Genomic DNA, 21,640 nt, shown 5'->3' with positions numbered 1-21,640 from the left:
TGTTGTTCTGGGATACCATGTAAATTTGACCTGTTAGATAAAATAGTATCGTTTGATTTACCTGTCGCATCTCAATCCATTATTGATATAACTTAAATTACTATTTCCTAGGAGGTATCTCGATTTGAATATAGATGATACGAACTATTTGTTAAGTCAAATAGAGTTAATCAGAGAACAAATGGTCGAGATTGCATTAATTAAAGGATTTACTAGCAAAGAGTCTATCATTTTAAGTCAAGAACTAGATTTTTTATTAAACCAGTATGAAATAAAGAAAGGAGTCAAGTAGTAAACAAGTATCTACTACTTGTTGTACTGTCGTAAATAGGTTTCTAACCGCTTTAAGCCCTCTTCTAATGTTTCTAAATGATAGGCGTAAGATAATCTTAAATATCCCTCTCCGTACTGACTAAAAGCACTTCCTGGTACTAATGCAAGCCCAACTTCATTAACTAAATTTAATGCTATATCAAAGGACGGAAGGTTTGAATTTGTCTTAAGGAAAAAATAAAAGGCACCATCTGGTTTGACTACATTCAGTCCCATATCAATTAGTCGTGTATAAACATAATCTCTTCTTTTCTGATAGGAGTGTTTCATTGCTGTTGGATCCTGAACGCCGTTTTTTATTGCAGCTAAAGCAGCGTGTTGACTGACTGATGTAGCACAAGAAACATTATATTGGTGCACTTTAAGCATATGTTTCGTTAACCAAGAAGGAGCTAATATATAACCGATGCGCCAACCAGTCATGGCGTGTGATTTAGATAATCCATTGATGACAATCGTTTGTTGTCTTATTTGTTCGTTGATGCCAGCTATAGAATAATGAGTTGTATCATAAGTCAATTTACTGTAAATTTCATCTGCTATGATAAATATGTTTTTCCCCTCTATTATATCAGCAATATCTTTTAATTCATTTTTAGTTAATGTTACCCCTGTTGGGTTGGATGGATAAGGAAGTATTAGACATTTTGTCTTACTTGTAATATGTTGTTTTAATTTTTCTGGTGTTATTTTAAAATCCGAATCGGTTGTATCAATGTATACAGGCTTTGCACCAGAAAGTCTAATCAGAGGTTCATAGCCAGGATAAACAGGACCTGGTAATAACACTTCATCCCCTGGTTCGATAATCGTTCGAAGAGCAATATCAATCGCTTGAGAAGCCCCAACAGTTACGATGATTTCATTAGCTGGATCGTAATTTAGCTGATAGTCAGTGGAAACAGCATGTGCGATTGCTTGACGAAGCGATAGAAGTCCAGCATTGTGCGTATAGGTAGTATAATTATTATCAATTGCCTGTTTCGCAGCATACTTAATGTGTTCCGGTGTGGCGAAGTCTGGTTGCCCGATCGTTAAAGAAAGAATGTTTTTTTTATCACTGACCATATTAAAAAACTTTCGAATACCAGAAATTTCGATTTGTTTCACAGTTGAATTAAGTAAATGTTCCATTGTAATAGCTCCTTTGATAAATGTCGTATGATGTTATATGTTTTTTAAAAAATAACAAGTTATAATTAAAGTGATTAATTTAAGGAGTGATTGAAAATGTGTAATAGAAAATAAATGTTGGCCAATTAGTTAGTCAAAGCAAACAAAGATTACACAATGATAAGCTTGCGATGAAAAAACTAGAAGAAGTTTGGATCAAAAATATTCAATTAGAAAAGAATATAGATAATAAAACACATGTAAGTTAATCATACCATAATTAAATAATATATAACAAAATTTCAAATGAATTAAAATGGTGTAGTAATTTATGCTGAACGTGGTAAAAATAAGCTTAGTGTGCTTTTAAAAGAAAGTAGGGACAAATTATGCAACAAGTTGGATTGATATTAGAAGGAGGAGCAATGAGGGGTGTTTATACAGCGGGTATTTTAGATTATTTTCATGATAAAAAAATAAGGTTTCCTTACGTGGTTGGTGCGTCGGTCGGCGCTTGTGTAGCTACTTCATACGTGGCAAATCAAAGAGGACGCAATTATAAAGTTTTTGTAGATTACAGTAGTCATCCAGAGTACCTATCATTTAAGCGTTTATTAACAAAACGGTCGTTGTTCGGTATGGATTTTATTTTTGATACACTTCCTAATCAATTGGTTCCATACGATTACGAAGCATTTTTAAAAAATCACAGTAAATTAGTGATCGCTACAACTGATATACATACGGGAAAGCCAGTATATTATGATTCATTTAATAGTAAAGATGAGTTATTTAAAATTGTTCGTGCATCAAGCTCACTTCCATTTGTCTCTAAAAGTGTGTTACATCAGGGTTTAGAGCTAATGGATGGAGGAGTGAGTGATCCTATACCAATTAATGCATCGATTCAAGATGGGAATAAAAAACATGTAGTTATTTTAACGAGAAATCAAGGATATAAAAAAAAGAGGCTCAAATTTAATCGGATCGTAAAACATACATATAAAAAATATCCGGGGTTAGTAAGTACGTTAGAAGGGAGGCATGAGGCATATAATCAAACAATAAATACTTTAAAGCAGATGGAGAAAAATGGCGAAGTGTTTATTATACAGCCGGAAAAATCGATAAAAGTAAGTAGAGTAGAAAGGAACAAGGAAAAGTTACACGCTTTATATATGGAAGGTTACAAGCAAGCAAATCAGATTAGTGAGGCTTTAATAAAATTTATAAATTAAAATTAAAGCTTTGGAATAGAAACAAAGATTTTAGTAAATACTATGAAGAATGTTAATTGATATAATAAGGAGAAAAAGTAATGCTCTCTATTAAAATACCATTCTTTGTTCTGGCTAGTTGGTTTTATAATGAAAACATTAAATTATTTTCTATGCAAGAAGAACAATTTCAGCTTGTTATGTGTGTGTTATTTCTTACTACATTATTTTTTGTGATTAAACCGGTAATCCAACTGTTCTCACGTTTAAAATGGAATTTTTTAATGACATATTTCATATCGATTTTACTTTTTGGCAACGTTATACTGATGATCAAAAACCAACAATATATAAATGTAGGTCCTAGTTCCACTTCTTTTATTCTACTATCTATTGTATCGCTAGGTATGATTGTTATGATTGTGCGTATTTCCCAGCTAATACTCTCCCATCTAAAACGAAAGTAGTGTTATTTTTTTCGTTTTCCTTTAAAATAAGATTGATTCCATCTACCTAAAGACGATGGTGTATAATAAGAAGAGTATGTTCTTTTTTGTTTAGGTATATCAATATTTAAATAAGCGCAGATAATCTTTTTCGCTTGAGTAAGAGACATTTTTGTTTTGGGGTTTCTATAGCTTTTGTCTATATTACCTAGATGTTTAACATCTTTAAAATCTTGTTTGTTAGGTAGTATGTGGAAATAATAATTTCCTACCTTAACAAGTAGGGTAGAATGTTGATGACTTAATTTGGGATGATCGGAATAATGAAGTCCAACTTTTTCTGCGTTATCATTTTTTAATAATTCATTAATAGCTTGTTTTTTTAAATTATACAGTTCTCTTGGATTTAGTGCAGTTTTTGCATGACGATTAATTACAAATAATGCCTTAGCAATTTGATTCAAGTCTTCCCCTTTTTTAACATCCATGTACATACCCTCCTTCCATGTTAGTCTTGCTAATAAAGCTCCTTTTGAGAGGTAAGTGTGATTGTTTTATATAATCCAAGTAAAATGAAAGTTTTCCAATTGACCATTATTCTAACATTTTCTAGTTTAAAAAACTATATAGCACAGAGAGAAATTTATCATTTGACATAAAATGAACGACGTTATATCAATCTGATATGCTAAAAGTTGGTTAAATATATTTTAATATGATAAAATACTAATGTATGTTTCTGATGAATCATCAGTATGAAGAACTCCTTCAACTGTTAGTAAAGGGAGTGGAAGAAATGAATAATATTAAAGAATTAACCTTATTGGATTTAAAGGCAAAGCACTTAATGATACCTTCTGAAAAAGTCGCTCACGTTCAGATGAATAATCCCTTAGAACACGCTTTGTTAATATTGGTTAAGTCTGGTTACTCTGCTGTTCCAGTACTAGATACATCATACAAGTTTAAAGGTACGATTGGCAAAAATCTTATTTTAAATCGCGTGCTTGGTATAGAACGATTTGAAATGGAAAAACTGTCCCAAATTGAAGTGCATGATGTTATGAACCAAACCATTCCATGTGTAAACAAATTGGATGATTTTTTTATGTGTTTAAAAACAGTGATTGATTATCCGTTTGTCTGTGTTGTTGATAATGATGGTTATTTTGATGGAATCTTAACTCGAAGGGCGATCTTGAAACAAGTAAATAAGTATATGCATGTTAATAAAGCTTTATTTCAAGAGATAGATAAGTAAAACACTTGTAAATGTTCGTGTTAGTCTGATAAAGTTATAAAAAAACAATCTGTTTGTTGGAGGTATATGAAATGAATATGATGGATGCTAAAGAAATAATTTCTTTTATTTCAAATAGTAAAAAATCAACACCAGTAAAAGTATATATTAAGGGTGAAAACTTGGATGAACTTGCATTTGATCACGAGATTCAAGCTTTTGTTCAATCTAATACTGGCGTGCTTTTTGGCGAATGGAAAGTGATTAAAGACGCTTTAGATACATACAAAGAGCAAATTCAAGATTATGTGTTAGAAAATGACCGAAGAAACTCAGCTATTCCTTTATTAGATTTAAAAGCTATTAATGCTAGAATTGAACCGGGAGCAGTTATTAGAGATCAAGTAGAAATAGGCGATGGTGCTGTTATCATGATGGGGGCAATGATTAATATTGGTTCTGTTATTGGTGAAGAAACAATGATTGATATGAATGCTACTTTAGGTGGAAGAGCAACAGTAGGTAAAAATTGTCACATTGGTGCAGGTGCCGTTCTAGCTGGAGTTATTGAACCCCCTTCTGCTAAACCAGTAGTGGTTGAAGATGGTGTTGTAATTGGTGCAAATGCCGTTGTTTTAGAAGGAGTAACCGTTGGGACAGGTGCAGTAGTTGCTGCAGGTGCCATTGTAACTTCTGATGTCGAGCCATATACAGTAGTTGCCGGAACCCCTGCGAAAATGATTAAGAAAATAGATGATCAGACAAAAACAAAGACAGAAATCATGCAAGCATTACGAAAACTTGATGAGGAATAAAGTGTGATTTAGATGTAAAAAAAGCAGGAGATTATATTCTCCTGCTTTTATCATATTTAATTTTAGATCATAAATGGGGTTGATCAAATGGAATCATATCAATTAAGAGAAATTAGACGGAAATTACATCAAATCCCAGAATTGGGATTCGAGGAATTTAAAACACAAGCATATTTACTAGAAACGATTAAAAGTTTCAATACAAATCATCTAGAAATCACCACTTGGAAAACAGGCATTTTAGTAAAAGTTCGTGGTAAAAATCCGTCAAAAATAATTGGTTATCGTGCAGACATAGATGGACTACCAATCGAAGAAGAAACAAATTTAGCTTTTACTTCTTATCATCAAGGTAATATGCATGCTTGTGGACATGATTTTCACATGACCATTGCATTAGGAGCGCTAGAACGTTTAGCTAACTATCCAATAGATGATGATGTTCTATTTATTTTTCAACCAGCAGAAGAAGGTCCGGGTGGAGCATTACCAATGCTAAAGTCTGAGAAATTTCAAGCTGTGAAACCTGACCTCATATTTGGATTACACATTGCACCTGAACTACCTGTAGCGACGGTTTCCACAAGACCAGGTTTACTTTTTGCTAATACGAGTGAGCTTTTTATTGATTTTGTAGGTAAAGGTGGGCATGCGGCTTATCCACATTTAACAAATGATATGGTAGTTGCTACAAGTACATTCGTTACACAATTGCAACAGATTGTGGCGAGACAAGTAAATCCTCTAGATAGTAGTGTGATTACGATAGGGAAAATTACTGGTGGTACTGTTCAGAATGTCATTGCAGAGAGAGCACGTCTTGAAGGTACCATTCGTACAGGAAAACCATCAGCGATTAATGACATCAAAAAAGCAATCGAACAGTTGGCAGAAGGATTTGAAAAGAGCCATCATTGTAGTATAGGGATTGATTACGGTTCTAATTATTATCAAGTATACAATGATAAAGATTGTGTTTTGCGATTTAAAGAAATTGTAAGTAAATCAGAAATGACTTATAGAGAAGCAAGTCCTGCAATGACTGGAGAAGACTTTGGTTACTTTTTACGAGATATTCCTGGGTTTATGTTTTGGTTAGGGGTAGACTCAACTTATGGATTGCACCATAGTAAACTAAATCCTAACGAAGAGGCATTGATTAAAGGTGTAAATATCGTTGAATCGACTATACGTCAATTGTAATCATTTTCTTCATTTCTAATTTGAATAGAATGCTTTAGTAAAGTTTAAACTAAGCTTGATTTAAAATAGAAATGGAGGGATGACTTTGAAGCGTGTTGGAGTTGAAGGTACACTAACAGACGTAAAGGATGCATTACAACAAAGAGGGTATGAGGTAGTTGATGTAAAACAAGAAGCAGATGTCGATGGATGCGATTGTTGTGTTATTTCGGGTCAAGATAAGAATGTAATGGGTATGCAAGATACCGAGTACAAAGGTGCAGTTATAAATGCAAATGGATTGACTGCTGATGCCATCTGTCAACAAGTTGATGCTCGTTTCTAATATAAAAAGTGGTTTCTAATCTGAGAAACCACTTTTTTAGCTATTATGATTGTTTCATTACATTGACTTGATGAGGGAAAGGAATTTCAACGCCATTTGCATCAAATGCTTCTTTGATACGTTTTCTAATGTCACGTTCTGCAGCCCATTGTTCCATATTTACTGTTTTACCTAATATGCGTAGAACAATATCAGAAGAACCGAAGCTTTGAACTCCTAATACATCTGGTCCTTCAACGAAACGTTCATCTTCTTGAAACTCGTCACAAACCGTTTGAAGCACGCTCATTGCATGATCGATATTATCATCGTAGCTAATACCGATATCTACAAGTGCACGCATGGTTCCGCGAGAATGATTGCTGACTCCTTCCATTTGACGGTTAGGAATAAAATTTAACGTTCCATCAAAGCTTCTAATCTTCGTTGTGCGTAAACCAACTTCTTCAACAATACCACTGTATCCAGCTGTGCTAACATATTCGTCTACTTCAATTTGTTTTTCTAGCAAAATAAAAAACCCTGTGACAATATCACTTACTAAGCCCTGAGCTCCGAAGCCAATTGCAAGACCTAACACACCTGCAGTTGCTAAAAGAGGACCTAAATCCAACTCGAAAATCCCAAATAACATTGTAATAAAGATAAATATCAATAGATAGGTATATATATTGATAAGTAGTTTTTCTAAAGTCTTTATTCGACCTTCAGAAATCCGTTCTTTATGCATGGTTCTTTTTAAAGCCTTTGAAATAACTTTTTTTCCTAGCGGGGAAACGATAGTATAAGCAATAATTAAAATAATAATTTTAAGTGCTATAGCCATGTAAGTGTCCACAAAATTAGTAAGATCAATTCCAAACATATGCTTTCTCCCTTTCTGATGTAATTATGATAAAATTAAACCCCTTTGATAATTTACTACAATATATAAGGATATTCAACCTATACCCATTTTTACAACGTTATATCCCTGTGAAAATATGTATATAGTTAATTGATTAAATGAATCAGTCTAAAGACTGATTTTTGAAAAAATCAGAAAAATTAAAGCAAATGGGTAGATATTTATTTCGGAACTCGATATATTTGTAAGTACAAAATAGAAAAAGAGGAGGGACAGAGATTGGAAACATTCAAGAAGTTAAAACAATTTTATTGGCCTTACAAGAAATATTTTTTTAGTTCATTAATTTTCGTTATATTAGTTACCGTAATTACTGTTATTTATCCAATTATCTTACAAATTACGATAGATGATGTTGTCTTAAAAGAGCAATACCGTTTAATACCCTATTTAGCAATTGGTTTTATTCTAATTATGATTATAAAAGGTGTTTCAAATTTTTTGCAACAATATTTAGGAGATTTGTTTGGAGTGTCCTCCGTATATAGTTTAAGGGATGGGTTATACAAAAAGCTACAACGACTATCATTCACCTATTATGACAATGCTCGTACAGGAGATTTGATGTCTCGTTTAACGATGGATGTAGAGGGATTTAAGTTCTTTTTAGCTGCAGGCTTAAAAGAATTGATACGTATTGTGTTGCTTATTGTAATTAGCTTATCGGTAATGTTCTTTTATTCTGTTCCTTTAGCGTTAGTTACAATGGCAGTAATGCCGTTCTTAGCTGTTGTTGTTTATAAATTTGATCAGAAAGTACATCCGGCGTTCCGAACAGTAAGAAAATCATTAGGACGTCTGAATACTCGTATTCAAGAGAATGTCAGTGGTATGAATACTGTTAAATCTTTATCGAAAGAAGATTTTGAAATTGATCGTTTTACCGAAAATAATGAAGATTATCGAGAAGTAAATATTAAAACCTCAAATATTTGGGCGAAATATTTTCCTTTCATGGAGTTTATTGGTAATATTTCGATGGTTGCACTTCTAGTTTACGGTGGATATTTAGTCATGAATGGTGATTTAACGTTAGGTAAGCTAATCGCTTTTTTTAGTTTAGTGAACTATATATTAGGGCCACTCGTATATTTGGGTTTTATTGTAAACCAGTTTTCGCAAGCAAAAGCTTCAGGAGAAAGACTTTTAGAAATATTAGAAGCAAGAGAGGACACTCAAGAGAAAGACAATGCTATTTCATCTGGTGCTATTGAGGGGCATGTCACATTTGATCATGTCACACTTCAATACGTTGATGAAGATGATGAAGCACTGAAATCTATCTCATTTGATGCACCACCGGGAAAAATTATCGGATTAATTGGGGCAACTGGTGCTGGTAAAACAAGTATTACCCAGTTAATGACTAGATTTTATGATCCGGTAGAAGGTCACGTGTATATAGATGGAAAATCAACAAAGGAATATAACCTGAAATTTTTGCGAAAGCAGATTGGTTTTGTATTACAAGAGTCTTTTTTATTTTCAACTACAATTAAAGAAAATATTGCTTATGGTAATCCTGATGCTTCTATAGAAGATATTATTGCAGCAGCTAAGCGGGCACAAGCGCATGATTTTATCATGGAGATGCCTAATGGATACGACACGATGCTTGGTGAAAGAGGGATGGGTCTTTCAGGAGGGCAAAAACAACGTATTGCTATTGCTAGAGCTATTTTAATCGATCCAAGAATTCTAATTTTGGATGACGCCACCTCTGCAGTAGATATGGAAACTGAATTCAAGATCCAGAAGGCTTTGAAAGAAGTAATGCAAGGGCGAACAACTTTTATCATCGCACATAGAATCTCATCATTAAAGCACGCAGATGAGATCTTAGTTTTAGAGGAGGGTGAAATTGTTGAACGTGGTAAGCATGAAGCACTAATAGATAATGGCGGACCTTACCAACGTATTTACGATATTCAGTATCAAGATAAACAAGAAATTATGAACATAACAAACTAAAAGGGAGGGGAAACGATTGGCTGAAAAACAGACTAGGACAGATAAAAATCCACATTTAAAACGATTCTATTATCCATTAGATCAAGCTGTAGAAAAACCATTTAATTGGAGACAAATGACTAGATTGTTTGCTTACGTAAAACCTTATTCAAAAACTATCCTACCGCTTGCTATGCTTGCTATGCTCGTTTCTACACTTGTCCGATTAGCTGTTCCGATTTTAATCGGTAAGGTAGTAATAGATGAAGCGATAGCTAATAAAGATATTTCTTTATTGTCTTATTTGGTTATCATTATTTCCATTATGTATTTATTTAGCTACATAGGAAATCGTTATCGAATTAAACTAGTGAATATATTAGGGCAAAAAGTTATACATGATTTAAGAAAACAGTTATTTTCACATGTCCAGCGTTTATCGCATAATTTCTTTGATAAACGATCAGCAGGGTCAATTTTAGTTCGAATCCTTAACGATGTGAATTCACTTCAAGAGCTATTTACAAACGGTATTATTAATCTATTAACAGACATGTTGATGTTGTTGGGAATAATAATTATTTTATTTTCATTAAGTGCTCAATTAGCAATAGCTGTATTGGTCATTCTCCCGATTATGTTTTACATTTCAACAAGATTACGAGGAAGCATTCGACGGTCATGGCAGGAAGTGCGCATACAAAAATCCCGTTTGAACTCGCATTTAAATGAGAGCTTACAAGGTATTCGTATCACACAGTCATTTTCACAAGAGAAAGAAAATACAGCATTTTTTAATGGCGTGAATACAGATAATTATGAGAAAGAACGTCTAGCGATGAAAAAAAGTGCCTATTTTGGTCCTTTTGTAGAAATGAGTAATGCAATAGGGACAGTAATATTGATTTCCTTCGGTGCACATTTAATTATAGCTGGTGCAATAGAAATAGGTGATTTTGTTTCGTTTGCATTCTTTTTAGGAATGTTTTGGGAACCTATTTCTAGGCTCGGTCAAATTTACAATCAGCTACTCGTAGCGATGGCTTCATCTGAACGGATCTTTGAATTTTTGGATGAACAACCAAATGTCGAAGAGAAAGCAAATGCACGTGAATTTACAGACATGAAAGGTCATATTGTCTTTGAGCATGTGCAGTTCTCATATGATGATGATCGCATTGCATTGCATGAGATTTCATTAGAAATGAAAGCAGGTGAAACAATAGCGCTCGTTGGTCATACTGGGTCGGGGAAATCAACTATTGCAAACTTAATTAGTCGCTTTTATGACCCTACGTATGGAAAGGTAGAAATAGATGGAAATAATTTGAAGGATATGAAATTAGATAGTCTACGGAAAAATATTAGTGTTGTACTACAGGATACATTTATTTTCAGTGGTACGATAATGGAGAATATCCGATTCGGTAGACCAGAAGCAACAGATGAAGAAGTGATCGATGCAGCAAAAATTGTAGGTGCACATAACTTTATTGTGCGCTTAGCTGATGGATATAATACAGAGGTAGAGGAAAGAGGCAGTATATTATCAGCTGGTGAAAGACAATTGCTATCATTTGCAAGAGCGTTGCTAGCTAATCCGAAGATATTAATTTTAGATGAAGCAACAGCAAGTATTGATACAGAAACAGAAATGAAAATTCAACAAGCGCTTAAAAAACTGTTACATGGTAGAACAGCAATTATGATCGCTCATCGTCTATCTACGATTAGAGAAGCGGATAATATTATTGTTCTTGAACACGGTAAAGTACTAGAACAAGGAAATCATGATACATTAATAGGAAAAAAGGGAGAGTATTTTGATTTAGTTAAATCACAATTTGATATGTTGGATGCACTATGAAAAAAGTTGAACTTCTGTATGACAACGGTACTTTTCGATTTTGACAATGATATCCCTTTTTGTGCCAAGATGTGATAAACTATTTTAAGAAATAAAGTGTAGCTGTAGTAGGAGGATGAAGCAATGAAACGAGAGTTTGCTGTAATCGGTTTAGGTCGATTCGGAGGGAGTATCTGTCGTGAACTGAGTGAAGAGGGTATGGAAGTATTAGCTATTGATACAGAAGAAGATAAAGTGAACGAATTTAAAGATATTGCCTCTCATGCAGTGATTGCAGACGCAACAGATGAAAAAGTATTGAAAGAATTAGGAATTAGGAATATTGATCATGTTATTGTTGCAATAGGTGATAATATTCAAGCAAGTATTTTAACTACTTTGATGCTTAAAGAGTTAGGAATTAATAAAATAACTGTAAAAGCGCAAAACGATTATCACGAGAAAGTATTAAATAAAATCGGAGCAGATCAGGTGGTTCACCCGGAGCGAGATATGGGAAAAAAAATTGCCCACAGTATTATTTCTAGTAATATTTTAGATCACTTGGAAGTATCGGATGATCATAGCATAGTGGAAGTAAAAGTTGGAGAAAAAATGATTGGAAAATCACTAGTTGACTTAGATATTCGTGCGAATTATGGCTGTAATGTTGTTGCTATCAAACAAGGTGTTACGAAAGAAATTAATGTTTCACCAATGGCGACGGAGAGAATCGAACCAGGTGATGTACTAATTGTAATCGGAGCGGATAAAGATATCTCGAGATTTGAAAAAAACCTAGTAGTAGATGATTGAAAAAAGCACCTCAGAAAAAATTTCTGAGGTGCTTTATACATATAGGGTTGTATTGTTAAACTTCCATGATAATTGGAAGTATCATAGGGCGACGCTTTGTTTTCTCAAATAAGAACGGAGCAATCGTGTCAGTGATTTCATTTTTAATTTCAGACCACTGTGTCGTTTTACGTTCCATTACTTTATTTAAGTGCAAAGAAACTAATTTTTGTGCTTCGTTTATTAGATCTTCTGATTCTCGCATATATACAAATCCACGAGAGATAATATCTGGTCCTGATGCAATTTTGAATTCCTTCATGTTAATACTAACAACAACAATTACTAAGCCTTCCTCTGAAAGAATACGTCTATCACGTAACACAATATTTCCTATATCACCGATTCCACTACCATCAACATAAATAGACCCAGAAGGGATTTTACCAGCCACACTAGCATTTTCTTTTCCTAATGCTAACACATCACCATTATCCATAATAAAGCTGTTGCCAGGATCTACATCGCAAGCTTCGGCCAATTTTGTGTGTTCTTTAAGCATGCGATATTCCCCATGTATAGGCATAAAGAATTTAGGACGTAAAAGTCGTAACATTAATTTTTGTTCTTCTTGACTACCATGTCCAGAAGTGTGAATGTCATTTAATGGTCCATGAATAACATCGGCACCTGCTCGGTAAAGCATATTGATTATTTTGCTGACACTTACCGTATTACCAGGGATTGGTGAAGAAGAAAATACGACTGTGTCATTAGGTATAATTTGAATTTGTCGGTGTGTTCCATTTGCTATCCTTGATAAAGCTGCCATTGGTTCACCTTGAGAGCCAGTACAAAGAATCGTTACTTCATTTGCAGGAAGTCGATTAATTTGATGTGCATCAATAAAAGTGTCTTCAGGTGCTTTAATATAACCGAGTTCGCGACCAATCGAAATAGAAGCTTCCATACTTCTTCCGAATACTGCTATTTTACGCTGATGATTAACAGCGGCGTCCACCATTTGTTGTAAACGGTGAATATTTGATGCAAAAGTTGCAAAAATCACTCTTCCGTCAACACGATTAAAAATATCATTGATGCTTTCACCTACAACTCGTTCTGACATTGTAAAACCTGGAACTTCACTGTTCGTGCTGTCAGATAACAAGCAAAGCACACCCTCTTTACCGACTTCTGCCATTTTAGCTATGTTGGCAGGTTCTCCAACAGGTGTAAAATCAAATTTGAAATCCCCTGTATGAACGATATTTCCAGGTGGTGTTTTTACAACGATCCCGTATGAATCTGGTATGCTATGTGTCGTTCTGAAGAAAGAAACAGATGTCTTTCTAAATTTAATTATTTCATCCTCTTGAAATGTTTGCAGCTTCGCATTTCGTAAGAGCCCATGTTCATCTAGTTTATTTTTGATTAAGCCAAGTGCAAGTTTTCCAGCATAGATAGGAACATTTATTTCCCGCAGCAAATAAGGGATACCACCGATATGGTCTTCGTGACCATGAGTGATAAAAAGTCCTTTGATTTTATCCTGATTTTGAACGAGGTAGGTATAGTCAGGAATAACATAATCAATACCTAGTAATTCATCTTCAGGGAATTTAATGCCAGCATCGACTAAAATAATTTCATCCTGAAACTGAATACCATATGTGTTTTTTCCTATTTCCCCTAAACCACCTAGTGCAAATACAGCTGTTTGATCATTTTTTACAAATTTCATGAATTAAGCGTTCTCCACTGTGAAATTTTCAGATTGTTTTTCATATGCTAGATGTGCTCCATCTAAAGGCTGGATGAACTCAATATTTACATTTTTAGCTGCTAATGCTTTACGGACTTGTCTTTCGGAATCTGCTTCATAATAAACACTTGTCGTTCTTTCACGAACAGGTATTTCATTTGGTATTGTTTGATATAAAACTTTATAAATCATTTAATCTCTCCTTATTAACTTGAAAAAAGTACTTTTTGTATGACACATAGCAATGCTTCATTTTACGGAATTTAACTTAATTGTACGTAACATGCTTTTACCGACAGTTATTTTTAAAAGCATTTGGAACACGATTTTGACCTAACAATTTTTTCCAACGTTTTCTAAGCTTTTCTTTCAATCGCTTTAACATAAGCTATTACAGCTCCTTTCTTCATGTTAAAGAAAAGCAAAAATGTTCAACCGTCCAATCCCTATTACTATTAGTATAGTATGGAATGCTTCATTTGGAAACAGAAACGTTTAAAAGATTTTAAAAAATAAGTAGACCTTATACTGTATATTTAAAAAATTATTACGCTACAGGATAAAGAGAAGCCGATATACGTTCAATGATGATAGTATATTTTTGTCTAACATTACAGTTCTTATACGATTTAAATTAAAATAAAAAACAGATGACAAATTGTCCATCAATTTTTTTATTCTACATCACATGCCTTTGCATTTTCGGGTATGTGGAATGGGTTTGTTTTATTGATATGGTCATAGAACATTATGCCGTTCAAGTGATCGATTTCATGCTGTATGACAATGGCTGCATAACCACGAAGTCGCCATTTAATGGGGTCACCATGTACATTTAATGCTTTAACAGTGACTTTTGCATACCTCGGGACATAGCCTGGTATTTCCCTATCAACAGATAAGCAACCTTCACCATTAGACAAAAAGGTTTTTTCTACTGAATGACTGATTATTTTTGGATTGATAAGCCCTTCGCTGAATTGCTTCCCATTAAGGTCTTCAAAATGAACAGCAATCATTCTTTTAGAAAGGCCGATTTGAGGTGCGGCAAGTCCTACACCTGGACGAAGTTGGTGTTTTTTTGAAATTTCTTCATCTTGACTATTCTTTAAATATTGCAACATCTCTTTTAATGTTTTTCTCTCTTGATCGTTTATCGGTATTTCAACAGGTGTTGCTATTTGTTCTAAAATAGGATTACCTTCTCGTACGATATCATTCATTGTGATCAAAGCGTTCACGCTCCTTTAGTGCATTTTACTGTATCATAGTTTAACATAGATAAAAAAAAACGGATAGAAAATAAATCGTTACAAAAGAAAGATACGGTTGAAATTAATAGTATGTTATACTATTTTCATAAATGTGTTATCATGTTTTCGTACTAGTTAGATAATAGGGAGGTTAACTCGTTGAAGTTAAAGATTGCCGGTGTAGTGGGTGTGTTGATTTTAGTTCTTTCGGCATGTTCAAGTCAGACAACTACAGAAAAAGTATATGAACATTTGGAAGAATCAGTATCACTGGAAAGCGAGTTTGTTAATCAACAGGAACCATTAACAAAGTTAGAAGAAGAAGAGCAAAAAAATTATAATGAAATTAGTAAGTTAAGTATGGAAGAGTTTGATCAAATTAATTCATTAGCAGACCAAGCTTTAGACTCCATTGAGGAACGAAAAGAAATATTGGAGACGGAAAAGAATAGTATAGATGCTGCTAAAGAAGAATTTGATAAAATTGATTCATTAATAGAAGATCTTGAAGATGAAAAATTAAAACAAGCGGGAGAAAAAATGAATCAAGCAATGAATGATCGTTATGATGCATATATGACACTATATAAATCATATAAAAAATCATTAGCACATGATCAAGAATTGTATGAATTATTTAAAAAAGAAGACCTTGAACAAGATGTTTTGTCAAAACAAATCGAAAAAGTAAATGGACAATATGAAAAAGTTTCTGAGGCAAATGATACATTCAATGAACAAACGAATATATTTAATGCTAAAAAAAGATCATTTTATAAAAATTCCGATTTGAAGATATCCTATGAAGAGGAAGAATAAACAAAAAAACCGAGTGTCCTTATAGTTCTACAAAATGGACATCGGTTTTTTTATGTTCATTTATAGTACAGGTTTTGAACATTTTATAGTACAGAAGGAAAATTTAAAAGGAATTAAACTTTTTTGTTTAGAAATTTAATTAATGTGATGCAAAGTGTTTGACCGAAATAATATAATAAGCTAAACTTATAAATGAATTGAAATTGTACCAGTAGAAATGCAATTTATCTATGTAACAGCGTGACAGTTTCTACATATCAAGAAAGTAAGATTAAAAAAAGTTACAATAGGGTATTGTATGAGTAAGTGCAATTCTGTTCAATGTTTTTGCAAAGTTTGTAAAAACAATATAACTACATTTTAAAAAGGATATTAGGAAGGAAGAGGTGAATCTTTTGAAACGTACACTTGAAAATATCGAGAATCAGTTTGAAACGTTTCAGGTTCTGAATGAAGATGGCGAAATTGTTAATGAAGAGTTAATGCCTGAACTTTCAGATGATGAGTTGAAAGAATTAATGACGAGAATGGTTTATACTAGAATATTAGATCAGCGTTCAATTGCTTTAAACCGTCAAGGGAGATTAGGTTTCTATGCACCTACAGCTGGTCAAGAAGCATCTCAATTAGGTACACAATTTGCATTGGAAAAAGAGGACTTTATCTTGCCGGCATACCGTGATGTTCCACAATTGATTTGGCATGGTCTTCCACTTTATCAAGCATTTTTATTTTCTAGAGGACATTACCATGGTAACCAAATGCCAGAAGGTGTAAACGCATTAAGTCCACAAATTATTATTGGTGCACAATATATACAAGCAGCTGGTGTTGCGATGGGTATGAAAAAGCGTGGTAAAAAATCAGTTGCTATAACATACACAGGTGATGGAGGAACATCACAAGGTGATTTCTATGAAGGAATTAACTTTGCTGGTGCGTACAAATCCCCTGCAATTTTTGTTGTGCAAAATAACCGATTTGCAATTTCTGTTCCAGTAGAAAAGCAAACAGCAGCTCAAACATTAGCTCAAAAAGCTGTTGCAGCAGGAATTGAAGGTGTTCAAGTAGATGGAATGGATGTTTTAGCTGTTTATGCTGTAACAAAAGAAGCTCGTGAGCGCGCTGTAAACGGAGAAGGACCTACACTAATTGAAACATTAACTTATCGCTATGGTCCGCATACAATGGCTGGCGATGATCCAACCCGTTACCGTACAGAAGACTTGGATAGCGAGTGGGAGAAAAAGGATCCTATCGTTCGATTCCGTAAATTCTTAGAAAACAAAGGATTATGGTCAGAAGAACAAGAAAATGAAGTGATTGAAAAAGCAAAAGAAGAAATTAAAGCTGCAATTAAAAAAGCAGATGGACAACCAAAACAAAAAGTTTCTGAGTTAATTGAAAATATGTATGAAGTACTTCCTGCACATTTAGAAGAGCAATTAGAAGAATTTAAAGCAAAGGAGTCGAAGTAAATCATGGCTCAAATGACAATGATCCAAGCAATTACTGATGCTTTACGCACAGAACTTAAAAATGACGAAAACGTATTAGTCTTTGGTGAAGATGTTGGTCAAAATGGTGGTGTATTCCGAGCAACGGAAGGCTTGCAACAAGAATTTGGCGAAGACCGCGTGTTTGATACACCACTTGCTGAATCAGCTATAGGTGGTATTTCTATCGGTTTAGCTACACAAGGATTCCGTCCGGTACCTGAAATTCAATTCTTTGGCTTTATTTATGAAGCAATGGACGCGGTTAATGGACAAATGGCACGCCTTCGTTATCGTTCAGGTAACACAATGAATGCGCCAATCACTATTCGTTCCCCGTTTGGTGGTGGTGTACATACACCGGAATTACACGCGGACTCACTAGAAGGATTAATTGCGCAACAACCTGGGGTTAAAGTTGTTATCCCTTCAAATCCATATGATGCTAAAGGATTATTAATTTCTTCCATACGAGATAATGATCCAGTTGTATTTTTAGAGCATATGAAGCTTTATCGTTCATTCCGTGAAGAAGTACCTGAAGAAGAGTACACGATTGAACTAGGTAAAGCTAATGTAAAACGTGAAGGGACAGATGTTACATTAGTTGCTTATGGTGCAATGGTTCAAGCTTCTATGAAAGCTGCTGAAGAATTAGAGAAAGATGGTATTCAAGCGGAAGTAATTGACCTTCGTACAGTAATGCCACTAGATATAGATACAATTATAAAATCTGTTGAAAAAACAAATCGTGTTGTAGTTGTACAAGAGGCACAAAAACAAGCAGGAATGGCTGCTCAAATTGTAACAGAAATTCAAGAACGTGCAATTTTACATTTGGAAGCTCCAGTGTTACGTGTTGCTGCTCCTGACACAGTATATGCATTTACACAAGCAGAAGAGGTTTGGTTGCCAAATTACAACGATATCGTTGAAAAGGTAAATACAGTACTAAACTTTTAATTGAAATTATGACGGGAGGCACTAACGATGGCATTTGAATTTAAATTGCCTGATATCGGTGAAGGAATTCACGAAGGTGAAATCGTAAAATGGTTTGTTAAAGCCGGTGAAGAAATTAAAGAAGATGATGTACTTTGTGAAGTACAAAATGATAAAGCGGTAGTAGAAATTCCTTCTCCTGTAGAAGGAACAGTAAAAGAAATACATTTTGAAGAAGGTGCTGTAGCAACCGTAGGTGAAACAATCATTACGATTGATGCAGAAGGATATGAAGAAGAATCTAGTGATGCTTCAGAAGCGTCTTCTTCAGAAGTTGAAACTAATGAAAGTAGCAATACTGGTGCCTATGAATTTAAACTGCCTGATATTGGCGAAGGAATTCACGAAGGTGAAATTGTAAAATGGTTTGTTAAAGCCGGTGAAGAAATTAAAGAAGATGATGTACTTTGTGAAGTACAAAATGATAAAGCAGTAGTAGAAATCCCTTCACCTGTAGAAGGAACAGTAAAAGAAGTGCATTTTGAAGAAGGTGCTGTAGCTACTGTAGGTCAAACAATTATTACAATTGATGCAGTTGGTTATGAAGGCGCAGCTGAAGAAACACCTGCTAAAGAAGAGAAATCAGCCGAAAAATCTACACCTAAGGCTGCTAAGCAAGAAAAAGCAGACCCTAACCGACGCATTATTGCAATGCCGTCTGTTCGTAAATATGCACGAGATCATGACGTGAACATTGTCGAGGTTACTGGTAGTGGTAAGAATGGTCGTATCTTAAAAGATGATATTGATGCATACTTAAATGGTGATCAGCAAATTGCGAAAGAAACAACTTCTTCTGATAAAGGCACAACAGTTGTTAAAGAAGAAAAAGCAGCTAAATCCCAACAAGTTGCAACTAGTGGAGACCTACCAGAAACACGTGAAAAAATGTCTGGTATCCGTAAATCAATTGCAAATGCAATGGTTAATTCAAAACATAAGGCACCACACGTTACATTACATGATGAAATTGATGTAACTGAATTAGTAGCTCACCGTAAGAAATTCAAACCGGTTGCTGCAGAGAAAGAAATTAAGTTAACTTATTTACCTTATGTTGTGAAAGCACTTGTTTCAGCATTGAAAAAATATCCTATCATTAATGCTTCTATTGATGATAATACTGACGAGATTGTTTACAAGCATTATTATAATGTTGGCATAGCAGCGGATACAGAGAAAGGTTTACTTGTGCCTGTAGTTAAAGATGCAGATAAGAAATCAATCTTTGATATCTCTCAAGAAATTAATGAATTAGCTGGAAAAGCAAAAAGTGGAAAGCTTGCTCCTAATGAGATGAAAGGTGCTTCATGTACAATTACTAATATTGGTTCAGCTGGAGGTCAGTGGTTTACTCCGGTAATCAATTATCCAGAAGCTGCAATCTTAGGAATTGGTCGAATTGCAGAAAAACCAGTTGTGAAAAATGGAGAAATTGTTGTTGCTCCAGTATTGGCATTATCATTGAGCTTTGATCACCGTATTGTTGATGGAGCTACAGCGCAAATGGCATTAAATCAAGTGAAACGTTTATTAAACGATCCACAATTAATTATGATGGAGGCGTAGAGTTATGGTAGTAGGCGATTTTCCAATCGAATTAGATACATTAGTAGTTGGAGCAGGTCCTGGTGGTTATGTAGCTGCGATTCGTGCTGCACAAACAGGGCAAAAAGTTACCATTGTTGATAAAGGAGCGCTAGGTGGCGTTTGTTTAAACGTTGGTTGTATTCCTTCTAAAGCTTTAATCCAAGCAGGACACCGTTATGAAGAAGCACATGGTGCTGCGGAAATGGGTATTACTGCTGAGAATGTGTCAGTTGATTTTTCAAAAGTACAAGAATGGAAATCAAGTGTTGTAAACAAATTAACAAGTGGTGTAGAAGGATTATTAAAAGGAAACAAAGTGGATATTGTTAAAGGTGAAGTTTACTTTGTTGACAAGAATACAGTACGTGTAATGGATGAGAAAAATTCTCAAAGTTACACATTTAAGAATTGTATTATTGCAACTGGTTCAACACCGATCGAAATTCCAACTTTTAAATTTTCTGAGCGTATCATAGATTCTACAGGTGCGTTGAATTTAAAAGAAATTCCTAAGAAAATGGTTGTAATCGGTGGTGGGTATGTAGGTACAGAATTAGGTACTGCATATGCAAACTTCGGCACAGAAGTAACCATTCTTGAAGGTGCGAAAGATATTCTAGGTGGTTTCGAAAGTCAAATGTCATCTCTAGTTAAACGTAACTTGAAGAAGAAAAATGTTTCTATTGTTACGGAAGCAATGGCAAAAAGTTCAGAAGTAACAGATAATGGTGTGAAAGTGACATATGAAGCAAAAGGTAAAGAAGAAACAATTGAAGCAGATTATGTACTAGTTACTGTTGGACGTTATCCAAATACATCTGAAATTGGCTTGGAGTCATTAGGTATTGAAATGGATGATAGAGGTCTAATACAAATTGACAAACAATGTCGCACAAATATAGATAATATTTATGCGATTGGTGATATTGTCCCTGGAGCTCCGCTTGCTCACAAGGCATCTTATGAAGGAAAAATTGCTGCTGAGGTAATTGCTGGTGAGAAAACAGAAATTGATTACAACGGTATTCCTGCTGTTGTATTCTCCGAACCAGAATTAGCTACTGTTGGTTATACAGAACAAGGTGCGAAAGATGCTGGCTTCGATGTTAAAGCTGCAAAATTCCCATTTGCTGCAAATGGTCGCGCGCTATCATTAGGTAGCGGAGATGGATTTGTTAAGCTTGTTACTCGAACAGAAGACGGCTTAGTATTAGGAGCTCAAATTGCTGGTGCAAATGCAAGTGATATGATCTCTGAACTTGGTTTGGCAATTGAAACAGGCATGACAGCTGAAGATTTAGCTTTAACGATTCATGCTCACCCAACATTAGGGGAGATTACAATGGAAGCTGCAGAAGTAGCAATGGGAACACCAATTCACATTGTAAAATAAAAGATAAAAAAGCTTACACTTTCAAGTGTAAGCTTTTTTGGATTGTTTATTTAAGTGAATCAATTTCATAATTGCTCTTTTTAAAAATACAAAGACCTGCAGAAAATTAATAATGTAATTTTAAAAAATTCC

General features: G+C 34.3%; 20 protein-coding genes. 14 read left to right on the top strand and 6 right to left on the bottom strand.

Annotated elements, in window-relative coordinates; all coding sequences use genetic code 11:
* The first annotated feature begins 124 nt into the window (after positions 1–124).
* On the top strand, positions 125–292 hold the full coding sequence (locus tag ACH6CY_RS11730) for a Spo0E family sporulation regulatory protein-aspartic acid phosphatase (RefSeq protein ID WP_374067523.1): 168 nt from the start codon (positions 125–127) through the stop codon (positions 290–292).
* Between the two features lie 14 nt (positions 293–306).
* On the opposite strand, the gene ACH6CY_RS11725 is transcribed toward ACH6CY_RS11730, so the two are convergent.
* Positions 307–1,467: an aminotransferase A gene (locus ACH6CY_RS11725; protein ID WP_374067522.1), complete on the bottom strand. Its 1,161-nt coding sequence runs from the start codon at positions 1,465–1,467 to the stop codon at positions 307–309.
* A gap of 368 nt (positions 1,468–1,835) precedes the next feature.
* On the opposite strand from ACH6CY_RS11725, the gene ACH6CY_RS11720 reads away from it, so the two are divergent.
* A complete protein-coding gene (locus ACH6CY_RS11720) occupies positions 1,836–2,684 on the top strand; it encodes a patatin-like phospholipase family protein (protein WP_374067521.1) in 849 nt (282 codons plus the stop codon).
* Positions 2,685–3,132: 448 nt separating this feature from the next.
* Here ACH6CY_RS11720 and ACH6CY_RS11715 read toward each other — a convergent pair whose 3' ends face one another.
* Complete coding sequence (locus tag ACH6CY_RS11715; protein ID WP_374067520.1) at positions 3,133–3,597, bottom strand: YkyB family protein; 465 nt, start codon at positions 3,595–3,597, stop codon at positions 3,133–3,135.
* 308 nt (positions 3,598–3,905) lie between these two features.
* On the opposite strand from ACH6CY_RS11715, the gene cbpB reads away from it, so the two are divergent.
* The 4 genes from cbpB (at position 3,906) to ACH6CY_RS11695 (ending at position 6,692) form a co-directional block, all read left to right on the top strand.
* Positions 3,906–4,370, top strand: a complete 465-nt coding sequence (cbpB, locus tag ACH6CY_RS11710; protein WP_374067519.1) for a cyclic-di-AMP-binding protein CbpB — start codon at positions 3,906–3,908, stop codon at positions 4,368–4,370.
* A gap of 71 nt (positions 4,371–4,441) precedes the next feature.
* Positions 4,442–5,164: a 2,3,4,5-tetrahydropyridine-2,6-dicarboxylate N-acetyltransferase gene (dapD, locus tag ACH6CY_RS11705; protein WP_374067518.1), complete on the top strand. Its 723-nt coding sequence runs from the start codon at positions 4,442–4,444 to the stop codon at positions 5,162–5,164.
* 87 nt (positions 5,165–5,251) lie between these two features.
* Positions 5,252–6,367: an N-acetyldiaminopimelate deacetylase gene (locus tag ACH6CY_RS11700; RefSeq protein ID WP_374067517.1), complete on the top strand. Its 1,116-nt coding sequence runs from the start codon at positions 5,252–5,254 to the stop codon at positions 6,365–6,367.
* 85 nt (positions 6,368–6,452) lie between these two features.
* Positions 6,453–6,692: a YkuS family protein gene (locus ACH6CY_RS11695; RefSeq protein ID WP_374067516.1), complete on the top strand. Its 240-nt coding sequence runs from the start codon at positions 6,453–6,455 to the stop codon at positions 6,690–6,692.
* 43 nt (positions 6,693–6,735) lie between these two features.
* On the opposite strand, the gene ACH6CY_RS11690 is transcribed toward ACH6CY_RS11695, so the two are convergent.
* A complete protein-coding gene (locus tag ACH6CY_RS11690; protein ID WP_374067515.1) occupies positions 6,736–7,557 on the bottom strand; it encodes a mechanosensitive ion channel family protein in 822 nt (273 codons plus the stop codon).
* 261 nt (positions 7,558–7,818) lie between these two features.
* Between ACH6CY_RS11690 and ACH6CY_RS11685 the strand changes: the two genes are divergently transcribed.
* The 3 genes from ACH6CY_RS11685 (at position 7,819) to ACH6CY_RS11675 (ending at position 12,211) form a co-directional block, all read left to right on the top strand.
* On the top strand, positions 7,819–9,570 hold the full coding sequence (locus ACH6CY_RS11685) for an ABC transporter ATP-binding protein (RefSeq protein WP_374067514.1): 1,752 nt from the start codon (positions 7,819–7,821) through the stop codon (positions 9,568–9,570).
* Positions 9,571–9,586: 16 nt separating this feature from the next.
* The gene (locus ACH6CY_RS11680; RefSeq protein WP_374067513.1) at positions 9,587–11,416 is read left to right on the top strand and encodes an ABC transporter ATP-binding protein; all 1,830 of its coding nucleotides are present in this window, start codon (positions 9,587–9,589) and stop codon (positions 11,414–11,416) included.
* Between the two features lie 123 nt (positions 11,417–11,539).
* Entirely contained in the window at positions 11,540–12,211 is a 672-nt protein-coding gene (locus ACH6CY_RS11675; RefSeq protein WP_374067512.1) for a potassium channel family protein, read from the top strand.
* Positions 12,212–12,266: 55 nt separating this feature from the next.
* Here ACH6CY_RS11675 and rnjA read toward each other — a convergent pair whose 3' ends face one another.
* The 3 genes from rnjA to def all read right to left on the bottom strand — a co-directional run bounded on the left by rnjA (position 12,267) and on the right by def (position 15,187).
* On the bottom strand, positions 12,267–13,934 hold the full coding sequence (rnjA, locus tag ACH6CY_RS11670; protein WP_374067511.1) for a ribonuclease J1: 1,668 nt from the start codon (positions 13,932–13,934) through the stop codon (positions 12,267–12,269).
* Positions 13,935–13,937: 3 nt separating this feature from the next.
* Positions 13,938–14,147, bottom strand: a complete 210-nt coding sequence (locus tag ACH6CY_RS11665) for a DNA-dependent RNA polymerase subunit epsilon (protein WP_374067510.1) — start codon at positions 14,145–14,147, stop codon at positions 13,938–13,940.
* A 482-nt stretch (positions 14,148–14,629) separates the two neighbouring features.
* A complete protein-coding gene (gene def, locus ACH6CY_RS11660; RefSeq protein WP_374067509.1) occupies positions 14,630–15,187 on the bottom strand; it encodes a peptide deformylase in 558 nt (185 codons plus the stop codon).
* A 180-nt stretch (positions 15,188–15,367) separates the two neighbouring features.
* On the opposite strand from def, the gene ACH6CY_RS11655 reads away from it, so the two are divergent.
* From ACH6CY_RS11655 to lpdA, 5 genes are all read left to right on the top strand, one after another.
* Positions 15,368–16,027 carry a YkyA family protein gene (locus ACH6CY_RS11655; RefSeq protein ID WP_374067508.1) on the top strand — a complete coding sequence of 220 codons (660 nt, stop codon included), beginning with the start codon at positions 15,368–15,370 and terminating at the stop codon, positions 16,025–16,027.
* Positions 16,028–16,422: 395 nt separating this feature from the next.
* Complete coding sequence (gene pdhA / locus ACH6CY_RS11650; protein WP_374067507.1) at positions 16,423–17,505, top strand: pyruvate dehydrogenase (acetyl-transferring) E1 component subunit alpha; 1,083 nt, start codon at positions 16,423–16,425, stop codon at positions 17,503–17,505.
* A 3-nt stretch (positions 17,506–17,508) separates the two neighbouring features.
* Positions 17,509–18,486 carry an alpha-ketoacid dehydrogenase subunit beta gene (locus tag ACH6CY_RS11645; protein WP_374067506.1) on the top strand — a complete coding sequence of 326 codons (978 nt, stop codon included), beginning with the start codon at positions 17,509–17,511 and terminating at the stop codon, positions 18,484–18,486.
* A 27-nt stretch (positions 18,487–18,513) separates the two neighbouring features.
* The gene (locus tag ACH6CY_RS11640; protein WP_374067505.1) at positions 18,514–20,094 is read left to right on the top strand and encodes a dihydrolipoyllysine-residue acetyltransferase; all 1,581 of its coding nucleotides are present in this window, start codon (positions 18,514–18,516) and stop codon (positions 20,092–20,094) included.
* Between the two features lie 4 nt (positions 20,095–20,098).
* Complete coding sequence (lpdA, locus tag ACH6CY_RS11635) at positions 20,099–21,508, top strand: dihydrolipoyl dehydrogenase (RefSeq protein ID WP_374067504.1); 1,410 nt, start codon at positions 20,099–20,101, stop codon at positions 21,506–21,508.
* The last annotated feature ends 132 nt before the right edge of the window (positions 21,509–21,640 follow it).

The organism is Paraliobacillus sp. JSM ZJ581 (assembly GCF_044383835.1).
In the GTDB taxonomy this organism is placed as follows: domain Bacteria; phylum Bacillota; class Bacilli; order Bacillales; family Amphibacillaceae; genus Paraliobacillus.
This window is presented reverse-complemented; position numbering and strand designations above follow the sequence as displayed.